Consider the following 22360-nt stretch of genomic DNA (forward strand, 5'->3'; position numbering starts at 1 on the left):
GACCAATCGTTACGTCGGTGCCCGCCCCTGGAGCGGACACAGTATCAGGTCAGACCGACCCGAGCGCTTCATCGGCTCCGGACGAAAAGAAGGGCCGCGGCAATAGCCCCGGAGCCAATCGTTCGATCATTGCGAAGCAGCTTCGAAGGGATGACTGTGCGTCGTTCGTCATCCGTCGCATTGGAAGGCACGGGGTTGTGAGATTTCTTTGCATCCATCGCTATTGATCCTTCTGATGTGTCGCGACCGATTCAGTCTTTTCCGGGCAGCTCATCCGATTGCCATCAAGCTTGCATTGCCGCCGGCGGCCGTCGTGTTGATCGAAATCGAAACCTCTTCGAAGAGACGATCTAAAGGGTATGCCCGGGGACCGAGACACTCGGCTTGAGACGCCGCATGCACAGGCACTATCTCCGCAAAGCGGGTCGTGATTGATCGGACGACGTCCAACAGGCGGCTACCTGATCCCTCGACCAGCACGCCAGCGCAGCCAGTGTGCGGTGGATGCTGGAGGCGCTCAGCGACCGCGGCAGGCAGATCTGCCGGCAGCGGCATCCCTTCGACATGGGCGTCACAGCCAGCGGCGAGCGTGGCTGCAATCTGTTGAAAGAGTCCATATTGGGTTTCAGGCATCAGCAAGAGCTGACCACGCGGATGAAGCTCATAGATATTCCGCTCACCGACGGGTCCAGGGAGCGCCAGCTTCTGGTGAAGGCGCGACACCGCGGCGTAATCTCGTGCATATGAAGCGGCGGCTTCAAACTGCCGTTCACTGAGCCAGGTTGCAAAAGCGAGCAGTGCCGGGTCCGCCTTAGCGTTCTCAATCGTAGGATGAACCAACGGGGTTTGGGTCAATCGTCCAAGGTAAAGCGGCCCGCCCGCCTTCGGTCCGGTGCCAGAAAGCCCACGGCCGCCAAAAGGTTGGACGCCGACGATAGCCCCTATGACGTTGCGGTTGACGTAAAGATTGCCGGCGCGGACCTTGGACGTCACGAAGTCGACTGTTTCGTCGAGCCGCGTATGCAAGCCAAACGTCAGGCCAAAACCTGTTCCGTTGATAGCCTTGATGAGATCTTCGAGACCGTCACGTCGGAAGCGTATGACATGCAATATCGGCCCGAACACCTCGCGTTTAAGATTAGCGATACTGTCGATCTCGATGATCGTCGGTGCGACAAACGTCCCCTGCTCGGTCCCTTCCGCGAAGCCAACTGTTTCGACGCGAAAGCCTTTGCCGCGCATGTCAGCGATATGTTGATTCAGATTTTCCAGCGCCGGAGGCGAAATCACAGGGCCGACGTCGGTGGATAGGCTGTCCGGGCGGCCGATCCGCAGCTCCGCGACGGCTCCCTTCAACATGTGAAGGGTCCGATCGGCAATCTCGTCCTGCAGGCAAAGGATTCGTAGAGCCGAACAGCGTTGTCCGGCGCTATCGAAAGCCGATGCGATCACGTCCAGCACCACCTGTTCCGCCAGAGCAGAGCTGTCGACGATCATTGCGTTCTGACCGCCGGTCTCCGCGATGAGCGGTATCGGCGCCCCACGCGGCGAAAGTCTTGTGGCAAGCTGTGCTTGGATCAGACGCGCAACCTCGGTGGAGCCCGTAAACATGACACCTGCGGTCTCGGGCGCCTCAACCAATGCCGCTCCGATCGCGCCGTCACCGGGCAACAACTGCAGCACGTCGCTGGGAACTCCGCAGGCATGAAGCAGGCGGACGGCTTCAGCGGCGATGAGCGGTGTTTCTTCGGCAGGCTTAGCCAGCACCACGTTTCCGGCCGCAAGCGCGGCGGCGATCTGGCCAACGAAGATGGCGAGGGGAAAATTCCAGGGGCTGATGCAGACGATGGTGCCCAAAGCCTCCGACTGCTTTCCAAGTGTTTCGCGGGCCTGAACCGCATAGTAGCGTAGGAAATCAATGGCCTCGCGAACCTCACCCACAGCGTTGGCCGCTGTTTTCCCAGCCTCGCGGATGGCCAAGCTGATGAGGGGCGCCATATTATCCTGCACAGCATCTGCCGCCCGTTCGAGAATCTCGGCGCGTTGTTCGACCGAGATGGCCCGCCAAGATTTTGCAGCCGAAGTTGATCGCCTCGCAGCCTCTCGCGCGTCGCGGGGCAGCGCAAAGGCCACCCTACCAACGACATCCGAAGTGTCGGCGGGGTTGACGACGTCATGCTCTTGGCGCTGCACTTCCGCGGTCGCCAAAACCGGGACTGCCCGCCATTCTTTAGACGCACTGGCGGCTAGGGCCTGGGAAAGCGCGGCAAGCGCTGCCTCGTCGCTGAGGTCGACCCCTGCGGAGTTGCGTCGATCAGGGTAGAGATCGGCAGGGAGAGCGATCTCAGCATGCTTCTGGCCCAGCGGAGCGGCTCCCGGAACCGCCACTGTTGGATCGGTGATCAGTTCGTCAATGGGGACGGTGGGATCACCGATCCGGTTCACAAATGAGGAATTGGCGCCATTCTCCAGCAGCCGGCGCACCAGATACGCGAGAAGTGTTTCATGGGTTCCGACCGGTGCGTAGATACGGCACGGCCGATTGAGATTTTGAGCACCTACGACTTCATCGTAGAGTGGCTCTCCCATTCCGTGCAGGCACTGAAATTCATAATCGCCGATTTCGAAATCAGGTCCGGCCAGATGGAAGATGGTCGCCAGGGTCTGCGCATTATGTGTCGCAAACTGCGGGAAAATCTCACAGGGAGCGCTCAGGAGCTTTCGCGCGCAGGCAATGTAGGCAATGTCCGTATGGACCTTGCGCGTATAGACCGGGAAATCGAGCAAGCCGTCAACTTGCGCACGCTTGATTTCAGCATCCCAATAGGCGCCCTTGACCAGTCGCACCATGATCCTGCGCCCGCTTCTGCGCGCAAGATCGACGATCCAATCGATGACAAATGGACATCGCTTCCCATAGGCTTGGACGACGAACCCCAAGCCATTCCACCCGGCAAGCTCAGGGTCGAGCGCCAGACCCTCAAGCAGGTCGAGAGAAAGCTCAAGACGATCGGCCTCCTCAGCGTCAATATTGAAACCTATATCATATAGCCGCGCGAGACTGGCCAGCCTCCTCACCCGAGGCAGCAACTCGTCCACAACCCGACGGGCCTGCGAACGGGAGTAGCGCGGATGCAGTGCCGATAGCTTGATCGAAATTCCGGGCCCAGCGTAGATGCCGCGCCCTGCAGAAGCTTCCCCGATCGCGTGAATGGCTTGCTCATAGTCCCGGTAGTAGCGCGCTGCGTCCTCGGCGGTGGTGGCAGCCTCGCCGAGCATGTCGTAACTGTGCGTGAAACCCTTTGCCTCTACGCTTCGGGCACGCCGCAGAGCATCGTTGATCGTCTCTCCCTTGACAAACTGCTCTCCCATCATGCGCATTGCAAAGTCCATTGCGCGTCGAATGACCGGCTCGCCGGCGCGCGCGATCAGCCGCGTCAGCGCTGGTGCGAGGCCACGCGCGGACTCTTTGTCCAACAGTTGGCCGGTGACGCAAAGTCCCCACGCCGTAGCGTTCACGAAGAGCGACCGGCCGCCGCCGATGTGAGCCGCCCAATCGCCGCCAGCCACCTTGTCTCGGATGAGTGCGTCGCGCGTTGCGCTATCAGGTATGCGCAGGAGCGCCTCCGCGAGGCACATCAGCGCAACCCCCTCCTGGCTCGAAAGGGAAAACTCTCGGACCAGCCCCTCTACGCCAGAGCCTGTTCGCTTCGCACGCAAACGAGCGATGAGCGTGCGCGCCGTGTCCCGCACTCTCTCCACGGTTTGGGCATCAGGCGTTGCCTGCTCCAGCAATGGGGCGATGCAGTCCGGCTCCGGCCGCCGATACGCGGCCGTGATCGACTGGCGCAGCTTGCTGGGGGGGCTGATCGGCTCGGCAAAAGCCGCAAAGGTCGCTCTGGTCATAACGTCGAAGATGATAGCGACGGCGTCGGAATCAGACCGACTTCAAACGGCCATTCAGCACGAAGATCGACTTATTTTAAACAAGTTGGCAGGCGATTTTTCAAGTGCTTGAAGGACAGATGATCGATTCGACTGATGCTCTGCCGCCCGGGGTGATTGCCGTTTCCATGAAGGGACCTGTAGGCTTCGCGAGGTGAGATTATCTGGCGGATTCTCGTATTGTTTCCATCGCAACATAGGTTGAGGTGCTCGCTACGTGCGGCAGAGCGGAAATTTGCTCCCCGAGGACAGTCCTGTACTTTCGAATGTCTGATGTCCGCACCTTCAGGAGATAATCGAAGCTACTCGCGATCATGTGACACTCCTCGACCTCTGGAATCGTACGGACCGCCAAGTTGAACTCCGTAAGCGCACTCTCCCGGGTGTCTAGGAGCTTCACTTCGACAAAAGCGACATGATCGAGACCAATTTTTTGAGGATCAATGATGGCACGAAACGCGACAATGACGCCGCGTTCGCACAGGCGCTTTACACGCTGTTGGCAAGGGGTCTTCGATAAGCCGACCTGATGAGCCAGCTCAGTGAACGTCACACGACCATCATTTCGCAACGCCTTCAGGATTTTGCGATCGAAATGGTCGAGGTCGGGAGTATCTGAAGGATGCTCGGGCGCCACGTTGCCGCCTTGGACTTTCGGCAGCCCGTTCACCGAACGCCGCCCGTAGACATGACTATCCGCAAAAAGCGCCCGTCTATCGCTGCCAGGCCGAGTGCTATGAGCGCCATTCCGAGAATATGCGCGGGCAAGAGCGTCTCGCCGAGAAACACGATCCCGAGCAGCATGGCGACAGCTGGTACCGTAAACGTAACGAGCAGCGCCGTACTCGCGCCGACGCGCGCGATTAGCTTGAAGTACACAAGGTAGGCAAAGACAGTCGAAATCAAAACCGCCCCCGCCGTCGCGGTCCAGACGGTTGGTCCAGGCATAGGCAATGTCCACGGGCGGTCAATCCAAAGCGCCACTGGAACCATGATTACCGCAGCTACGCAGAATTGCGCCGTGGAGACGGCAAGAGGAGATGGATCACCCTTGAGGTATCGCCGCGACAAGACTGCGGCTGAAGCATAACTCAGAGAGGCTCCGAGGCAGGCGCATTGGGCCAGTAAGTCGACACTGAGCCCAGAAGCTGCATCATTGCCAGCCATGGCGGCAACGCCGGCAGCGCCCAAGAGCACAGCCGCAATCTTAGAGGGGGTAGCGCGTTCATCATCCGTGAAAAAATGAGCGATCAGTACGCCCCATAAAGGCGTTGTCGCCGTGAGGATGCCAGCAAGTGAACTAGAAATCGATTGTTGAGCGAAAGCAAGGAGGGCAAACGGAAGAACATTGTTAAGTAGGCCAAGCCCAAGAAATATGGGCCAGTTCGTCATATTTGGGAATTTCAGGCCGGCCGCGCCCATCCACCCTAAAAGGGCGGTGGCAGCTAAGCCGACGCGAAGCATGACGATTGTAAGGGGGGGCAGGGCCTGCAGTTGAACGGTTGTGAAGTAGAACGCCGTGCCCCACATCAATGATAGCGCGCAAAGCAAGCCCCACGCGCGCCCATCCATGGGCTTGCTAAGGGGTGCAGCAGCAGTGTGCCCTGCCGCAGAAAGTGTGCTCCTGTCTGCGGCGGGATGTCTGGTCGACCCTTCTTTGTCGAGTTTATCGCGAATTATGTTCATCTGGAGCTCTCGGCGTCTCAGGGGCGGTCATTGAGTAGTCTTGGAGCGCCATCCAATTCGGTGCTCGTTGATCGCGAGGTTGATGCTCCGCGCGTGGTCAGTCCGTCGATGCCCCTTCGAGCTGCCCTTCGATGGTCGAGCCCGCGATCATGAGCAAAAGCGCATTATGCGCAGTGCATGGCTCCGCGTTTAGATAACCGTTCGATTAAGCTTAGGCTGTGTCTGGAAAAGGCCAAAACTGCGCATTTCCTCTTCGCTCGGCGCTTCGCAGCTCCACGCCCGGCTAGGTTGCCAGCCGAACTGGCGCTTCAGTCGTGCCAGATGCTCAGCATGTTTGAACGGCGCGATCACGGCATCGATCACCGGTACACCGATCTCCTTTTGAACCTCGGCATAGAATCCAAACTCTAGCGTACAGCCGAGAACAATCGCCTCGGCACGATCCTCCTCCACGGCACGACGGGCCTCTTCAATAATCCGTTTGCGCGTGAAAGCATGGTCCTTCTGGAATTCCGGGACATTCATGCCCAAGCTCCGAAACGACGCCAGCCGGCTTCCCATTCCGTAACGTTCGACCGTATTACGCATCTGCTCGATCCATTTGTCGCGACCGACGATGATAGAGAAGCGATTGGCGAGCGCACTGGCAACGGTTAGGCAGGCCTCGCAAGGAGCGATGATGATCGCGTTACCCGAAAGCTCGCGGGCATCTTCTAGAAAACAATCGTAGAAACAGCCGATGACCATCGCATCGATGCCATTTTGACCCGCATCTCTCGCAGTGGCGACAATCCGATCGCCCATCAGCGCTTCATATGCGCGATATTCCAGATGCGGCGGACTGAACGGCATATCGAAAGACGCGACCTCTACCTCTGTACCCGGGAGGCGGATGTCCGAGAGCAGTCGCGCAATAGGCTCATCGAATGTCGTCAGGCCGATTGGTCTTAGCCAGCGTACACGAATCGGCTGTTCGCAGGGGTCGTACATGCCCGTTTCTCCCAAGTGCTCCAGTTAGGCCGGCTCGTAACCGTAATCGCGAGTCGCTTGCGCGGTAGTGACAAAACCGTTCTTGATGTCTTTTTCGAGCAATTCGCGTGGACGTCGCCTGGGGTCGCCATAGCCGCCCCCTGTCGCAGTGTAGATGCGGATCACCTCATCGCGCTCGACCGGCACGGTCGTGCACATGCCGAAGCGCTCAACATCGCCGCCGTGGCGGCGCACTTCGGCATAGTTGTTCGACCCTTCTTGCCCGCCTGACAGCGCCCAAGGACGCGACGAGGTGCGGGCGGCGGCATAGGTCAAGAATGCACGCTCGGCGGTGACGCGATAATCGAGCACGACGCCCTTTCCGCCCCGATATTCGCCGGCTCCACCATCCTGATCGTGGAATGCATACTGAGCGACTTGTAGGCCGTAGCGCGCTTCGAAGAGTTCGCAGGGAATGTTGTAGGTTTCGCCGTTCGAGCTGCAGAACTGGCCAGCGTCGCCATCGCTGTCGTGGCACGCCCCCCAGCCGCCGACCAACGGTTCGCCGATCACGAACAGTTCGCCGGTGTCGGGGTGCAGTCCGGAGATGAAGGTCGCGCAGACGGATTGCTGGTGCCCAGCGGGGAGACGTTGGGGCAGAACCGGTGCCAACGCCTTCCAGAACACATCGACTGCGGCGTTCCGCGCTTGGAAATTCATTGAAACTGGGGCCGGCGGCTGCGCGGTGAGCACCGTGCCTGGGGGACAGACCACCTCGAGCATCCGGAAGCATCCGCCATTCGCCGGGATGCCTGGATCAGTGATTGCCTTGAACAGACAACGCGCGCCGGTTAGCAACCCAGCATATGTCGTATTCACCGGTCCGGGCGCCTGCGGAGCGGAGCCCGTAAAATCGGCAATCAGCCGATCCCCGGTAATCGTCACCTTGATCTTGACAGCGAAGGGGCCATTACCGAGGCCGTCATCCTCGATGATATCCTCGGCCTCATAGACGCCGCTTGGAATGGTCGCCAGCGCGGCGCGGGTCATCTTCTCACCATAGTCGAGAAGTTCATCCATCGCCTGAAGCACCATTGGCGCGCCATATTTAGCGACCAGCTCCAGAATGCGCTTCTCACCGACTCGCGCCGCGGCAACGCCTGCATGCATATCACCGATCGTAGAGTCGGGCAGTCGGACGTTGTCTCGGATCACCTGCACAAGGGCCTGGTTGATCCGGCCTTCTTCGTAGAGCTTGATGAATGTGAAGCGGAGACCTTCCTGATAGATTTCGGTCGAGCTACTGGAGACGCTACCCGGCTGCGCGCCACCCACCTCAGTCCAGTGCGCCTTGTTGACCGTCCAGGCGATCAGCGTCGTCTCATGGAATACCGGGATCAGGATCGCGACATCGGAAAGGTGTGTGCCACCACCCTCATAGGGAGTATTGGTGATGAACACGTCGCCGGGCTTGATCTCGTCGAGATCGTGATGATCGAGCGTCGATACCACCGCAGTATCGAGCGCGGCCAGAAAGGCTGCGACGCCATTGCCCTGTGCTAGAAGGTTACCCGTGGCGTCCGTGGCGCCAACCGCGAAGTCAGTGCCCTCATAGATAATCGGGCTCATGCTCGTCCGCAGCATTGCCTGAAACATTTCCTCGCCGACGGCGACGAGCGAGTCCTTGATGATATCGAGCGTGAAGATGTTCGTGGTCATGGATCAGGCCTCCTCAACGAAGGACAGGTGGATGTGATAGTTGCCTAACCGGTCGATCGTGACCCGGTGACGAGGCGGGATAACGCAGGTGACCGAAGGCTCCTGGATCACAGCAGGGCCGTGGAACTCCATGTCCGGCTCAAGAAGCAAGCCATCGTAGATAGTCGCCGTGTGAACGCCATGGACATCGTAATCGACCTGGCGCTGACCTTTGATGGCATCGGCAAGCGCGCGGCCAGTCTTCGGCTTGGGTGACAGTGGCGGCTTGGGAACAACGAGTTTGGCAACGAGGTGGAAGTTGACCAATTCGATAGCGCTATCCAGCCGATAGGTGAACCGCTTCTCATGCGCAGCATGGAAGCTGGCGGCCGTTGCGTCGATATCGATGCGGCCGACATTGGCCCCGGTGCAGGGTACCTTTACTGTATGCTGCTGCCCAGCGTAGCGCATATCGACTAGATATTCGAAAGCGATATCCTGTCGCGTGAGCGGTTGATCCTCATCCGAGTAATCGTTGAGCGCCTCCGACTCGAGTTCGCCGAAAATGTCCCGAATGAGCGAGGAAGATCCAGAAGCCAGCGGCACCATGCGGGTGCGCAGATAGTCGCGACGCAGATCGGTCAGCAACATGCCCCAGGCCGAAAAGACCGACGAATTGACGGGGATGATCACGTGAGGAACCTTGAGTTCTTCGGCCAACGCGACCGCATGCATTGCGCCGCCACCTCCGAACGCCATCAGCGAGAAGTCGCGCGGGTCATGACCCTTGTTGGTCGAGACCAGACGCAGCGCCCGGGTCATATTGGCGTTCGCGATCCGTATAATGCCACGTGCGACTTCTTCGCGGCTCATGTCGAGTGCTAGCTGCAAAGGCGCAAAGGCAGCATCCACGGCCTTCCAGTCCGGTTCACGCTCGCCACCGACAAAGCTGGCAGGATCGATACGACCCAGAACCAGGTTCGCGTCAGTCGTGGTCGCCTTGGTGCCGCCATGGCCGTAAGCAGCGGGCCCCGGCCGCGCCGCCGCAGAGTGAGGACCGACATGAAGTTTGCCGCCGACGTCGACCCACGCGATCGAACCACCGCCATTGCCGATCTCGACTATGTCGGACACGGGCGTCTGGATGGGATAGCCCGGGTTCTTGCCATCTCTCTCGATATAATATTCGGTCGTGACCTTGACTTGCCCTTCCTCGATGAGCGTGCATTTCGCGGTCGTGCCGCCGATGTCGAGGACTATCAGATTGTGATAACCGATCGCCTCGCCGACATAGGCTGCAGCGAAGATACCGCTGGCGGGACCCGACTCTACCATCGTGATCGGGTTGGCTTTGGCGGCGCGGGCCGTTGTGATCCCTCCGTTCGACTGCATCATGAACGGCTTTCCGGCGAAGCCTTGATCGGAGAGCTTCTTCTCAAGCGTACCGATATAGCGCTCAGCGATGGGATGGACATAGGCCGAAAGCACTGTAGTGCTCGTCCGCTCATATTCGCGCCATTCCCGACTAACGGCGTGCGAGGCGAGGATCGATACTTCAGGCCACAATTTGCGGATGCGGTCGACCGCCAGCTGCTCATTCTGGGGATTGATGTATGAGTGAAGGAAAACGATCGCGATCGCCTCGACGCCCTCATGCTTGAACGCCGCGATCATGTCGGGGAGAGGAGAGAGGTCCACTGGACGCTCGATCATGCCCTTATAATTCGTTCGTTCCGTAAGTTCCGCGCGCAAATGGCGCTCGACGAATGGCTTGGGCTTGTGGAAAGCAAAGTTGAAGAGGTCCGGGCGGTTGCCGCGCGCGATCTCCAGTACGTCACGAAACCCGGCTGTGGTGATCAGCGCCGTTTTTACGCCTTTACGTTCGGTCAGCGCATTTATGACGACGGTTGCGCCATGTGCAAAAAAGTCTAGGTCGGCAGGGGAGATTTTCGCCTTCGCGAGGGATCCAACCACACCTTCCTCGAAATTGGGCGGCGTCGTATCGACTTTGGCGATACGAACTTGGCCGGACTGACCCGTCGCGCGATCGACCTCGTAATAGACGAGGTCAGTAAATGTCCCACCAACATCGGTTGCCGCACGCAATTCACTTACTCCGATTAGTCTTACGACGAATATTAATGCATCCGAAGGTACCTTCTGGACGCCGTCAACTTGAATTCTAGCCTGGACGGTAGCTTCTGTCCGTCCGTTCAATCAAACTGTTCGACGTCGAAGGAAGTGGTCGGTCATTATACCCGATCGACCGACCACCCTGCGGGCAAACTAGAAGCGGAAGTCCACATCCAACCCGAACGTTCTCGGCTCAGCTGGATATGTGAAGCCACCCGCCACGAACTCAGCGTTGTACTTCTTGTCGAACGCGTTCTTGGTCCATGCGGTAACCCGCCATTTGCCATCCGCTGCGCCGAACGAGAGCCGGGCGTCATACAGATCGAAGGCAGAGCGAGCACCGGCGGTGTTTAGGGTTTCCCAGAACTGCCGCCCCTTGTGATGCATGTCGACGCGCGCCGTCAGCGTGCGATCGTCGGTAACAGGGATGGTATACTGCGTGCCCAGATTATAGCCGAACTTCGGAACGTACGGCATGGTCTTCCCAATAGAAGCCGGCGACGCGCTATATTTTTTTATCGTCGCGTCGGTGTAGCCCGCGTTGCCATAAATCTCCCAGCTTTTGACCGGTCGAACGTTAAAGTCGACTTCAAACCCCTTCATCGTCGCTTTGTCGATGTTGGTAATGATCTGGGCGCTCGCCTCAGGAATGAAAACGAAGTACTGCGAGTTGCTGAACCGCGTGTAGAATGCAGCGCCGTTGATCGTGACTGCCCGGTTCAGGAACTGCGCTTTCCAGCCCGCTTCATATGATGTTGAGATTTCCTTCTTATAGTCGTCCGTGACCAACGACGCTGGGTTCAGACGAAGGGCAACCGCCCGCACGCCGTCCTGGTTGAAGCCGCCGCTTCGGAAGCCCTTGGAATAGCTCGCATAGATGGACGTGCCCGTGTCGATCTTGTAGCGGATCGTCGCCTTGGGCTGCCAGGCGTCGAATGTCGCCTTGCGGAAGGTCCCCGGGGTGCCGACGGGGTTGTAGGTCGGAAGCGAGCCGGCATCCCGGATCTTGCCCGTGTTGAGCGAATTGCGCTTGTCATGGTCATAACGCAGGGCGCCCGAAAGCTCGAGCTGATCAGTGAGGTCGTAATTCAGCTGGCCGAAAACGGCATACGACTTTTGGTGATTCGTGTCCTTCGTATTGTTCGTCGATGGATTGACGCTCACCGCAGGGTTGTAACCGGGCAGGACAACACCGGCTCCGGTATCAATACCATTGGCTCGGTCCGACTTCCGATCCAGATCGAGATAGTAGCCACCGACAATGTATCGAAACGCCTGGTCATTGGACGATGTCAAGCGAAGTTCGGTGCTTTTCGCATGCCACTTGAAGCCGCTCGTTTGCGTGGTTTGAACAGCGCTCGTGTACGGGCTCGCGTCACCAAGGGTGAGTTCACTGACCCAATCGTACGATGACGTCGAGGTTAGGGTGCCAATGGACGTCTCGAGATCGACCTTGAGAGACGTCGAGAACAGCTTTCGCAACGCCGTGCCGTCGACGTTCGAGTTAAGCGGGGGCCCGTAGTCATCGGGCGATCCTGGCCGTGAAGCCGTCGAGCGGAGGGACGGATAAAACTGGTAAGCTCCCGTCGCGGCGACAACATTGTTTCGCTTGAAGTAGATCGCACCCGAAGACGTCCGGTTGTACGATGCGCGATAATCCACCTTGAGGTCATCTGACGCCGCGTAAATCACCCGGCCGCGAATGGCCGAGTCGCGCAGCGAATCGACTTTGTTGTTGAGAAAAATGTTCTTCAGATAGCCGTCACGGCTCTTGAAGGAGCCCGAGAGGCTGCCGAAGAGCTTGTCCTGGACGATTGGGCCGCTGACACCGCCCTGGGCCTTATGCTGACCACCATTGCCGAACCCGATCGTGCCACTGCCGAAGAAATCGTTGGACGGTTCGCGGGTCGTGATAACGATGGCTCCAGCGATTGCATTGCGCCCATAAAGCGCGCCTTGAGGGCCCTTGAGGACTTCGATCTGCTGGAGATCGAACAGTTCGGAGTTGAACTGATTGCTGACCGTTTGAAGGACGCCATCAACCACGACAGCGACAGGGGACTCTCCATTACGAACCTGAGAGATACCTCGGACCGTGATAAAGGCCACACCCGGTTGTTGAGTTTCCGCGATGGAAACGTTCGGCGTGAGACCGATAAAATCAGCTGGACGTTCAATGCCTGCATCTTGAATGTCCTTCGCCCCGAAGCTCGACACCGAGATCGGAACGTTCTGAAGCGCCTCGCTACGGCCGCGCGCGGTCACGACGATCTCGCTCGTCTCCTCAGGGGCAGCAGTCTGGGCTGCGCCACCCGCATCCTGAGCATGGGCGCCATGGATCGCGATAATAGTCGACCCAAGCGCTGTACCGATCGCCAGAAACTTTCTCATGTTTTTCATGTTCAAGACCCCCTTCAAGGTTCGCTCTTCCTGCTGGACGCGGCGGTGCCGCGCCCGGTTAACCGCGCTCTTTGAGCGTCGGAATTTCGTAGCCTGACCGCTCTTTGGCGGGCGGTGTCGGATAGCCGTGCTTGCTGTGCGTGAGGCGCGTGCGGGCAAGTGCAGCCGCACTGAGGATAGTCAGCGGCGGCGAGTCGATAACAGGGACCGCCAACCCCCTCTCGCGCAGCTGCCCCTCCATAATCCGGTCCATGTCTTGGAAACAGCCGCATCCCAGCACGATCACATCTGCGCCGTCCTCCACGATGGCGGCGGCCGCTGCATCGACGAGGCGGTCAAGCGCAGTGCTATGATCTCCGCCAATGTCCAGAACGGGAATATTGACCGGACGAACGGATGCCAGCTTGCTCTCAAGGCCGAAAATACGCGCCTTAGTCTCGTAGTTGGCGACGCGGCGATCGAGCGTGCACAGGATGCTGAATTTATGACCCAGCATCGCCGCATAGTGCATCGCCGTCTCGCCGATTCCGAGGACAGGAATGGTGACTGCTTCGCGCGCGGGATGCAGCGCCGGATCGCCCATGCACACAATCACGATGGCATCGGCACCCGCGTTTTCTGCTCGAATCGCTTCCGCGACAACTTCGGGACCAGCGAACATCTCATCAAACTCAGACTCGATCGATGCTGGCCCGCGAGAAAGATGGGACTGCGTAAGCTTGAGATCCGGCCCTTCCAGATGCCTGAGAACGCCAGCGAACTCGAACTTAGTCGTGGTTGGAACAATCAGATGGACGGTGACCAAAGCTTTTCTCCCAGACGCCCGCACCCCCGCGGATGCCGACCAACGACATAATGGCAGAAATTATGCTATGGCGGACTTTCTGCGATAGCGCAACATACGACCGTCGCTTATAGTGGATTTGCGAAAAAAAGTGCACTATGAGCGACCGCAGAGCACATACTACAAATTATGCTATATACTATGAAGAGGGCCAGCATGGGCAGTGCGGACAGAAGCGGGCGGGCCGTAGAGATGGGGCGGGGTCGACGCCGGAAAGATCGAATCAACATCGGACCAGCCGTCCGCGTCAGGCGTAAGGAACTGAAGCTCACGCTCAAGGACCTTGCTGATCGCTCGGGGCTTTCAGTAGCGTTTATTTCTCAGGTGGAGCGCGGAAAAACCGCTCCATCGATAATCTCATTGTTGCAGATCTCCGAAGCGCTTGGCGTCAACGTCAATTACTTTGTGGAAGCCACCCAAGAAGAGAAGCTGATCCGTCGCGCTCGGGATCCGGAGTATATCGAGGTCGCGTCGCCAACGACCTATATCCGCCTAAGCAACTCTTTTCCCGAGCAGAAGCTCGAACCCTTCATCTTCATCCTTGCACCAGGTCATGTGTCGACCTCCGCCAATATTGGAGAAGGACATCTTGGCGAAGGCTTCCTCTATCTCCTCGAGGGGCGGATTTCAGGCGAGTATCGGGGCGCATCGTTCAGCCTCTCTGAAGGCGACAGCATGCACTATCAGCTGACGAGCTCGCTAATGCTCAACAACCCAGGTCAGCAGGAAGCGAAACTGCTGTGGGTCGGCTCCGTCGTGCTGTTTCCCGCCCATGACTGATGCGGCAGGTCGGAGCGGGGCTCCCGTCATTATACCGTCGGCCGCCTCCAAGCCCGAGCGCCTCCAGTCTCTCGATGAGGCGTACTTGGGCTATCCTTCTGCGGGGCGCGCTTGGTTCGCAGTGGCCATGCTGACCGGTGTCTACATCTTTTCGTATGTCGACCGCACAGTGCTGACTCTTCTCGTTGGCCCCATCCGGCGAGATTTGCAGATCAGCGACACGGAGGTCAGCCTTCTGCACGGTTTTGCCTTCGCCATTTTCTATACGTTTCTGGGCCTACCGTTCGGACGACTTACCGATCGCTATCATCGTATCGGCATCGTCTCGATCGGAATTTTCGTCTGGAGTGTGATGACCGCGGTTTGCGGTTTCGCACGTACCTTCGGGCAGTTGTTTCTGGCGAGGATTGGCGTCGGCGTCGGCGAAGCCGCCCTTTCGCCGGCAGCCTATTCGATCATCACAGACTATTTCCCTCCGGATAAGCGTTCGCGCGCGCTGAGCATTTACGTGCTCGGGAGTTACCTCGGGATGTCGCTGGCCTACCTTATCGGCGGTGGCCTTGTGGCGCTGCTGGAGAGTGCTCCCACGTGGGACGTTCCCCTCGCCGGAGCCCTAGAAGGTTGGCGCATCGCGTTTCTGCTCGTCGGTCTCCCAGGGCTTTTGCTCGCGCCGTTGATCTGGATCGTTCGCGAGCCGCGCCGACGCGGGACTCTTCAGCAAGCTGGCGCGGCGATGAAGTCCGTCCCCATCGTCGAACTGCTTGGCTATATGCGTATTCACTGGAAAACCTATTCCGCTCATTTCCTCGGCTTTGGCCTGCTGTGCCTGCTGATCAACGGCATGGCGCTCTGGACGCCCACCTTCTTGATCCGGGTTCATGGCTGGGGAGTGGGCCAGGCCGGGGCTGCCTATGGCTTGATGATCGGCATTTTTGGCGGATCGGGAGTCGTCGCCGGGGGCTGGATTTCCGACTATCTCCAGAAGGGCGGACATCGTGGGGCCTGCTTTATCGCCGCGGCCGTTGGCTCGGCGCTTGCAATTGCTCCCACGATAGCCATGCCGATCGTGGGTGACAGCCGACTGATGCTCCTTCTCATGGCACCGGCACTATTCTTCGGGGGAGTCCCCTTCGGACTCGCAGTCTCCGCGCTCCAGCAAATCACTCCAAATCAGATGAGAGGGCAGGTCTCTGCCATGTACCAGTTTTTCAACAATCTTCTCGGCATTGGCTGCGGTCCGCTCGCTGTTGCGCTCGTGACGGACTATGCCTTCAAAGATGAGATGGCCCTTGGATATTCGATGGCGATCGTCGGCGGCGTATCCGCCCTTATCGCCTCAATCATTCTTCTCCTTGGGATCCGACCTTATGTGACGAGCCTACGTCTAGCTGACAGCTGGAAGCGAGACGGCGACTAATGACGAACATAATCGGCGACATCCGCCACGTAGAGATCGTAACGGCTCTAGGGTCGATCCGTGTCCGGATTGATGTGGCCGCCGCTCCCATCACCGCGATGAACTTTCTGACCTACGTCGACTTGGGCCTATTCAATCGGACGGAATTCTATCGGATCGTCGCGCCATGCAATCAGATTGGGCAAGAGGTACCGATCAACGTCATTCAAGGGGGATTTCGCGAGGACATCAAGGCCCCCCGCCCCTGCATCAAGCACGAGCCGACGACCGAGACGGGACTTCACCATCGCGACGGGGCTATCTCGATGGCTAGATTTGCTCCCGGGACCGCCGCTGGTGCCTTCTTTATCTGCGTTGGCGATCAGCCAGTGCTTGATCACGGCGGATCGCGAAATCCAGACGGCGAGGGGTTCGCCGCCTTCGGTCACGTCGTCAGCGGCATGAATATCGTACGATCGATTTGGGCACGGGCAGAAGAGGATGCGTTCATAAGGCAGCCAGTTCCCATTCTATCCGCCGCGGTAATAACGGACGGTCTCCAGCCACCGCCCAAAGGCGGGTAACAGAACGGGAGCTGCTATGTACACGGTGCAATACAGATCCACGGAGGATCTTTTGGATATCACTTGGTCCGGCCTGTTCACATCTGCTGACATGGCAAGATATGCGCTGGATTGCAGCGATATCCAAGCGCGCGAGGGTTTCAAGGCCGGGTTTCGTCTGCGCATCTGGCTGAGGGACGGGCACCCACTGCCACAGGAATCTTTAGCAGCGCTTGCTGGCGCGTTCACTGACTTCCCCAAGCCGAGCCGGCAAGCTTGGGTGACAACGAGCCCACTAGCGCGCCTGCAAATCAAGCGAACAATGCTTTGGTCATATGCGAAAATCTTCGAATGCCCGAACGAAGCGCTCGCTTGGCTCACCGGACCCGATGCTAACTGACCTAGATATTGTAGATTATGCAACGAAGAGCGAAGCTGGCCACGTCGGATGATGCGCAGTTCACGCACAACGCTGAACTGCAGGCGCCGGTGAGAGGTACTCGCCGCCTTTTGGCTCGCCCCGACTTCTATCAGCTTGAGACCTTCCTGCGGGTGGCCGAAGCGCGCAGCTTTGCCGCAGCGGCCCGCCATTTGGGTATTTCGCAACCGGCTGTCAGTCAGACTATTGCGCGTCTGGAAGAACTCTATGGTGGCGATTTGTTCGAGCGCCGCCGAGGTATGCCCGTCATGTTGACGCTGCTGGGACGGTCAATTCTTCCCAAGGCCAAGCTCCTCCTCTTCATGGTCGATACGCAGATGCAGCGCGCAGCGACCATCGCGCAGAGCCTAGCCGGGACGCTTACCATAGGCTTCTCATGCTGCCTCGGGCACGGCCCTTTCAATGCGGCCTTACTTGAGTTCCGACAAACCCGTCCCGATGTCGAGCTTCGCTTTGTTGAAGGGCTCGCGAGCGATCTTTATCGCCAACTCAACGAGCGCGTCATCGACGTAATGTTCGTGCCACTTCTCCCCGACCTTACCTCCAGTCCGAACGAACAGGAGCGGCTGTGGGACGAACGCCTGTTCGTCGCACTCCCCCTCGACCATCCTTTAGCGGTCAACGATGATGTGCGATGGGCGGATATTTCTGCGCTGACGATCCTGCTGCAGTCCTCCGAAGGCGACATGTCGCCTTATCGCCTGCTCGGGGCGAGAATGGCTGACCGTCCTTTCGAGAGCACTATAAACTGTGTATCGTCAGCAACGTTGCTCGACATGGTCAAACTTGGGCTGGGCGCAACCATTGTATGCGGATCAGCCGCGGGCGCGCGGGACGACCTCGCTTTTCGGCCGATCGTCGATGAGAATGCGCTATGCTCGATACAGGCCCTGTGGCCTAAGGATGATCGTAATCCGCTACGTCATCGCCTGCTTGCCACCGTCCGCAGCCACGCCACTTAAGCGCATCCTCGCTACCTCTTACGCCCAACCTCGCTGATCAGGTCGCAGGGGCTGATATTCAGCGCTGCGGCGAATTGTCCGAGCTTTGTGACACTGGGCGACACTTTCGCACGCTCGATCGACCCCAGATAGCGCAGGCTGACACCAAGCCGATCCGCCATCTCTTCTTGCGTATGCCCGCGTTCGTTACGAATTCGGCGGAGATTGGTGGATAAAATATGCTTCAGGTCCATCCACCATCTGATCACCGCATAGGCACGATCGTTCTAGGAACGATCGTGCCTATTCGTTATGCTGGCTCTATATGCTGGACGGGGTAGGACCATGCCTGAGACGACGCGCACACCAGCCCAGAACCGGACCGAGGCGTTCCGGCTTATCGAACTGGCGCGTGCGCTTCTCACTGGCTCCAACACGGAGATCGCTGGCCTTTTCCTAGACCAAGCACTTGAAGCCCTGAATTGCGCTGGGATTCAAGGGAACGCCCCAAGGGAGAAAAGCGAGACCTCAATCGGGATCCCACGGGACGAGCAATAGGTCTCGGTTGAGAAGTACACGCACCCGCGCGCCCGGTCGGATCGTGATTGTCGGTTGCACATCGAGCTGGCGACTGACGATCTTGTCTCCCGCGCTCTCGACGGAGCGACCCGCGCTCTCGCGGATTGCGAACGCGATATCGGCATTGTCCCCGCCACCGGTCGCTGCATTGGCGCCCACCCCAAACACCGTCGACAGTAAGCCCGCCATGAGAAGCTTGCCGGTGTGGTTGTCCACGCGATCGGTAAAACCCGACTGGCCGCCAGCGTCCGTCCCAATCATTCGGTCGAGATCGATCGAGCGGCCATCGGGAAAGATCATCCTCGTCCATACGACGAGCGCTCGCGACTGTCCGTAAGTGACACGCGCATCATACGTGCCAATCAGCCTTGTACCCTGCGGGATAAGCCGAGTCCGACCGCTCACACTGTCGAACACATCCTCCGTCACCTGCGCCACGACCTGACCCGGAAGGTCGGAGGAAAGACCCGTGATAAGGGCCGCGGCGATCGTCGAGCCGGCTGATACAATATAGCTCCCGGCGGCAGGCATGATCCGCCCGCTGTTGATCGTCGGTTCCCGACTGCTATTCGCGATGAAAGCTGCCTTCCGGTCCTGTGCATCCGCGCTTGGCGCCGCCGCCGGCGACGCGCCTGGCGGTTGTTCGGAAAGTGGAGGTGACGCGTCCGCCATCGAAGTGGCGGGCGCACCCCTCGTGCCTTCGGCCGTCGATGCGAACAACTTACTTCCGCGCGCGCTCTCCTGGCTTTGCCGACGCCGCTGTCGTTCGGCCGCAAGGTCATTGCTCGTGGTCGATGGACCGGCCCCGTTTCCGTCCGGTGGCGGTGTCGTCACCGGCTGCGCTGTCGCGGGCGGCGGACCGATGCTTGCCGACGCGGCCTGCGGCAGATCGCTATAACTCTTCGGAGCGTCCGCCAACGCATCGGTATTGCGCCGTTCGATCGAGACGGTTTCCTGCGGTCCCTGGGTCCGGTGGCTGTGGGTCAGACTATAGCCGAGGGCGGCGGCCACTCCGAGCGCGCTGACCCCGGTTAGCGTCACCAGCGCCTTGCGCGACAGTCGTCGCGGCGTCGGAGCCGGCGCCCGCGTCGCGATCGGCTGCCGGGCAACCGGTTCCGTGCTCGGATCGTCAGCCAGGCTCATGACCGCTGCTCCCGGGCGCGCGTCCGCTCGATCCGGACGATCTGCTGGCGCTTCGTGCCGAGCCGGAGTTCGGCCATCGAGAACAGACGGTCGACGACGATATAGCGGCCGGAAACGCGGTAATTCACCAGTTCGGCCTGGTTCTTCTCGCCAATCAGGAACAGCGGCGGCAGCTCGCTCTGCGCGATCGTATCCGGGAACAGCAGATAGGTCTTAGCCCCGTCATCGAACACCTCGACCGGTTTCCACGGAGGGTTTGCGCCCGACATCCGGTACGCGAAATCGAGCTTGGCCGGATCGATCCCCGTCTGGACCTGCGTGTTGGCAACCGCCGCCGCTGCTTCGATCCTGGCCCGGACCGCAATCAGCTCGTCCTGAGGATAGGACCAGCCGACACTGGCCATATAAGTCGCCGACGTGGAGCGGAGCTCGACATGGTACGTCCGCTTGTTGGTGTTGATGACGAGGTTGGTCCTGAGGCCAGGGTCGGTCGGCTTCACGAGTATATGCGTGCGCCGTCCCGACCCGCTGCCGCTCGCCGCCTCTCCAATCACCCAGCGCACGGTGTCGCCAGCCGCGACCGTGCCGGTATCGGACAGCGTCTCGCCTTCCTGCAGCACGATGTCTGTGACTTGGCCCACCGCGGCATAGACTTGGTAGAGACCGCCCGGTGCATAGACGAACAGCTGCGTTGCGCCTTGCCATCCTGCGGCACGCGGGCTGACCCGCGCCGCTTCGGTCGCAGCGGCGACCGGCCGAGCCGATGACGGTGCAGCCTGAGCGAATGCTGGCGCCGTCGCGAGCAGAAGAAGCGGCATCACGATGGGAACGGTGCGCATGGTCATTCTCCGAGATCTTGCGACCAGCTGATCGCGTGGACGTAGAGGCCGAGCGGATTGCGGCTGAGCGTCGCCGCGTCGCTCGGGGTGCGGATCACAATGGTCAGGATCGCCGACCAATGGGTGGTCGCGGCGAGCTGGCCATGCTCGTAGCGGCGCTCGTCCCAGGCGACCCGGAAGCTGTCGCCAGAGGCGCGCACGACATTCTTCACGTCGACGGAGATCTGCCGATCCGCCAGTTCGGCGAACGGGTCGTTGGCCCGAGCATAATCGTTGAGCGCTGCCGCGCCCTGCTCGGTCGTGAAGTCGTAGGCGGCGGCGAGGTTCTGGCGCAGCACGATCGGATCGGCGGGTCGCGACCGCACATTCTCGATGAAGCGCGCGAGGTGCCATGCGATCTGCGGATCGGTGGGGCGATAGTCCGTCGTGGCCGGCGCGACCGAACGGGCCGCACCTAGGCGATCGACCTCGACCACATAGGGCACGATATGTGACCCGAACCGCAGCCGCAGATTGTCCACCACAGACAGCGACAGCAATGCGGTCGCGCCGAAGGCCATCAACCGCCAGCTGTTCGCCTGGACCCGCGCCGAGCCGATACGATCGTCCCAGGCCTGACCGGCACGCTGATAAGGAGTCTCGGGCAGGGGCTCGCGCCCGAAGCGCGATGAGGGGCGACGAAACGGATTCATGAGCGATCCTCCAGCGAGATGTGAGCCGATCCGCCGTGATGGTCGGCGGACCGTAGGGTGTGGGCAGCGAGGGTGGCGCCCTGGACCATCGCCTGTCGGCGGCGCAGCTGCTTGGCCCAAGCCGGAGCGGCTGCCGGCGCTGCGGCCGGCGCGACGGCAGCCTCACCGGATGGGAGCTCCGACGTATGACTGCTCTCGCCGCCGCCAGGTGCCGGTTCAGCATCAGAGCCGGCGATGTCCGGGCCGCTGCTGGTGCCACCACCGCTGCCGCCACCTCCCGGCGCTCCGGACGGCGGGGGAACCGTCGGAGCGCCGCCCGTCGGCACCGGGGGAGCGGGCGGCGCCGACGAGGATCCGCCGGCGGAGGGCGAGCCAGCGGACCGGGAGAGGGTTGAAGCGGCGGCAGAGCCCGCCCTGCCAGCGAGGCCGGCGGCGCCTGCCACGCCCATCGTGGCGGCAGCCCCCATCCCGGCGACGGTCGCTCCCGTGGCCACCGCAGCGCCGGCACCGAGCTGCGGGCCGCCCGAGATCAGGCCAGAGGCGATGCCGGGACCGAAGATGGCGAGGCCGAGAAGAGTGAGCGCGGCGAGCGCGAGGCTGGCGACCTGTTCGAGTGTCGGCGTTCCGCCGAAATCGAGCACGAACTCGTGGAAGATGGTCGAGCCGATGCCGATGATAACCGCCAGCACCAGCACCTTGACGCCCGTTGCCATGACATTGCCGAGCACGCGTTCCGCGAGGAAGGCGGTGCGCCCGAAGAGACCGAACGGCACCAGGACGAAGCCGGCGAGCGTCGTCAGCTTGAACTCGATCAGCGTCACGAAGAGCTGGATCGCGATGATGAAGAACGCGAGCAGCACGATCGCGAAGGCGAGCAGCAACACCGCTATCTGCGCGAAATTGGTGAAGATGCCGACCGGGCCGGCCAGCGCCGTCGCCTGATCGTAGAGCGGCCGCGCCGCATCGATGCCGGTCGCGGCGATCTTACCAGGATGTAGAAGATCGTCGGCGCTACCGGAGCCGGCCGCTTTCAGGCCGATGCCGGAGAAGCTCAGAAAGATAATCTTGGCGAGACCGTTCCAGTTGGAGATGAGGAAGGCGAAGAAGCCGACCTGCAGCGTCTTACGGACCAGCCGGGCGACGATGTCGTCGCCTTCGCCCCACGTCCAGAACAGGAAGGCCAGCGTTACGTCGATTACGATCAGCGAACTTGCCAGAAAGGCGACGTCGCCGTGGATCAGACCGAACCCGCTATCGATATAGTGCGCAAAGGTATCGAGAAACCGATCGATGACGCCCGTGCTTTCCATCGC

18 protein-coding genes are annotated in these 22360 nt (G+C 60.1%); 5 read left to right on the plus strand and 13 right to left on the minus strand.

Translation table 11 applies throughout. The features are described 5' to 3' along the window. Nucleotides 1-270: 270 nt before the first annotated feature. The 8 genes from putA to FYJ91_RS11650 all read right to left on the minus strand — a co-directional run bounded on the left by putA (nt 271) and on the right by FYJ91_RS11650 (nt 13636). Nucleotides 271-3906, minus strand: coding sequence for a trifunctional transcriptional regulator/proline dehydrogenase/L-glutamate gamma-semialdehyde dehydrogenase (gene putA, locus FYJ91_RS11615; protein ID WP_149522474.1), 3636 nt, complete (start codon nt 3904-3906; stop codon nt 271-273). Nucleotides 3907-4105: 199 nt separating this feature from the next. Beyond that, nucleotides 4106-4606: an Lrp/AsnC family transcriptional regulator gene (locus FYJ91_RS11620; protein ID WP_246152663.1), complete on the minus strand. Its 501-nt coding sequence runs from the start codon at nt 4604-4606 to the stop codon at nt 4106-4108. Between the two features lie 5 nt (nt 4607-4611). Continuing rightward, on the minus strand, nt 4612-5631 hold the full coding sequence (locus FYJ91_RS11625; RefSeq protein ID WP_246152587.1) for a DMT family transporter: 1020 nt from the start codon (nt 5629-5631) through the stop codon (nt 4612-4614). Between the two features lie 189 nt (nt 5632-5820). Then, complete coding sequence (locus tag FYJ91_RS11630; RefSeq protein WP_149522475.1) at nt 5821-6621, minus strand: aspartate/glutamate racemase family protein; 801 nt, start codon at nt 6619-6621, stop codon at nt 5821-5823. Nucleotides 6622-6645: 24 nt separating this feature from the next. Then, the gene (locus FYJ91_RS11635; protein ID WP_149522476.1) at nt 6646-8319 is read right to left on the minus strand and encodes a hydantoinase B/oxoprolinase family protein; all 1674 of its coding nucleotides are present in this window, start codon (nt 8317-8319) and stop codon (nt 6646-6648) included. A 3-nt stretch (nt 8320-8322) separates the two neighbouring features. Next, entirely contained in the window at nt 8323-10404 is a 2082-nt protein-coding gene (locus tag FYJ91_RS11640; RefSeq protein WP_149522477.1) for a hydantoinase/oxoprolinase family protein, read from the minus strand. Nucleotides 10405-10584: 180 nt separating this feature from the next. After that, nucleotides 10585-12849, minus strand: coding sequence for a TonB-dependent receptor (locus tag FYJ91_RS11645; protein ID WP_246152588.1), 2265 nt, complete (start codon nt 12847-12849; stop codon nt 10585-10587). 40 nt (nt 12850-12889) lie between these two features. After that, nucleotides 12890-13636 carry an aspartate/glutamate racemase family protein gene (locus tag FYJ91_RS11650; protein WP_246152589.1) on the minus strand — a complete coding sequence of 249 codons (747 nt, stop codon included), beginning with the start codon at nt 13634-13636 and terminating at the stop codon, nt 12890-12892. Nucleotides 13637-13831: 195 nt separating this feature from the next. Between FYJ91_RS11650 and FYJ91_RS11655 the strand changes: the two genes are divergently transcribed. The 5 genes from FYJ91_RS11655 (at nt 13832) to FYJ91_RS11675 (ending at nt 17815) form a co-directional block, all read left to right on the plus strand. Then, nucleotides 13832-14455, plus strand: a complete 624-nt coding sequence (locus FYJ91_RS11655; RefSeq protein WP_246152590.1) for a helix-turn-helix domain-containing protein — start codon at nt 13832-13834, stop codon at nt 14453-14455. 127 nt (nt 14456-14582) lie between these two features. Continuing rightward, nucleotides 14583-15872 carry a spinster family MFS transporter gene (locus tag FYJ91_RS11660; protein WP_149522478.1) on the plus strand — a complete coding sequence of 430 codons (1290 nt, stop codon included), beginning with the start codon at nt 14583-14585 and terminating at the stop codon, nt 15870-15872. Beyond that, entirely contained in the window at nt 15872-16435 is a 564-nt protein-coding gene (locus FYJ91_RS11665) for a peptidylprolyl isomerase (protein ID WP_149522479.1), read from the plus strand. Before FYJ91_RS11660 ends, FYJ91_RS11665 begins: the two co-directional genes overlap by 1 nt. 16 nt (nt 16436-16451) lie before the next feature. Beyond that, a complete protein-coding gene (locus FYJ91_RS11670; protein WP_149522480.1) occupies nt 16452-16814 on the plus strand; it encodes an STAS/SEC14 domain-containing protein in 363 nt (120 codons plus the stop codon). A gap of 17 nt (nt 16815-16831) precedes the next feature. After that, on the plus strand, nt 16832-17815 hold the full coding sequence (locus FYJ91_RS11675; protein WP_149522481.1) for a LysR family transcriptional regulator: 984 nt from the start codon (nt 16832-16834) through the stop codon (nt 17813-17815). Between the two features lie 11 nt (nt 17816-17826). Here FYJ91_RS11675 and FYJ91_RS11680 read toward each other — a convergent pair whose 3' ends face one another. The 5 genes from FYJ91_RS11680 to trbL form a co-directional block, all read right to left on the minus strand. Next, nucleotides 17827-18048, minus strand: a complete 222-nt coding sequence (locus FYJ91_RS11680; RefSeq protein ID WP_149522482.1) for a helix-turn-helix domain-containing protein — start codon at nt 18046-18048, stop codon at nt 17827-17829. A 274-nt stretch (nt 18049-18322) separates the two neighbouring features. Beyond that, entirely contained in the window at nt 18323-19516 is a 1194-nt protein-coding gene (locus FYJ91_RS11685; RefSeq protein WP_149522483.1) for a TrbI/VirB10 family protein, read from the minus strand. Next, nucleotides 19513-20355, minus strand: coding sequence for a P-type conjugative transfer protein TrbG (gene trbG / locus FYJ91_RS11690; protein WP_149522484.1), 843 nt, complete (start codon nt 20353-20355; stop codon nt 19513-19515). Before trbG ends, FYJ91_RS11685 begins: the two co-directional genes overlap by 4 nt. A 2-nt stretch (nt 20356-20357) precedes the next feature. After that, nucleotides 20358-21047 (minus strand): conjugal transfer protein TrbF, encoded by a 690-nt coding sequence (gene trbF / locus FYJ91_RS11695; RefSeq protein ID WP_149522485.1) that lies wholly within the window; start codon nt 21045-21047, stop codon nt 20358-20360. Next, nucleotides 21044-22357 (minus strand): P-type conjugative transfer protein TrbL, encoded by a 1314-nt coding sequence (gene trbL / locus FYJ91_RS11700; protein ID WP_149522486.1) that lies wholly within the window; start codon nt 22355-22357, stop codon nt 21044-21046. Before trbL ends, trbF begins: the two co-directional genes overlap by 4 nt. Nucleotides 22358-22360: the final 3 nt, after the last annotated feature.

It is taken from the genome of Sphingomonas montanisoli (assembly GCF_008274695.1).
Taxonomy (GTDB): domain Bacteria; phylum Pseudomonadota; class Alphaproteobacteria; order Sphingomonadales; family Sphingomonadaceae; genus Rhizorhabdus; species Rhizorhabdus montanisoli.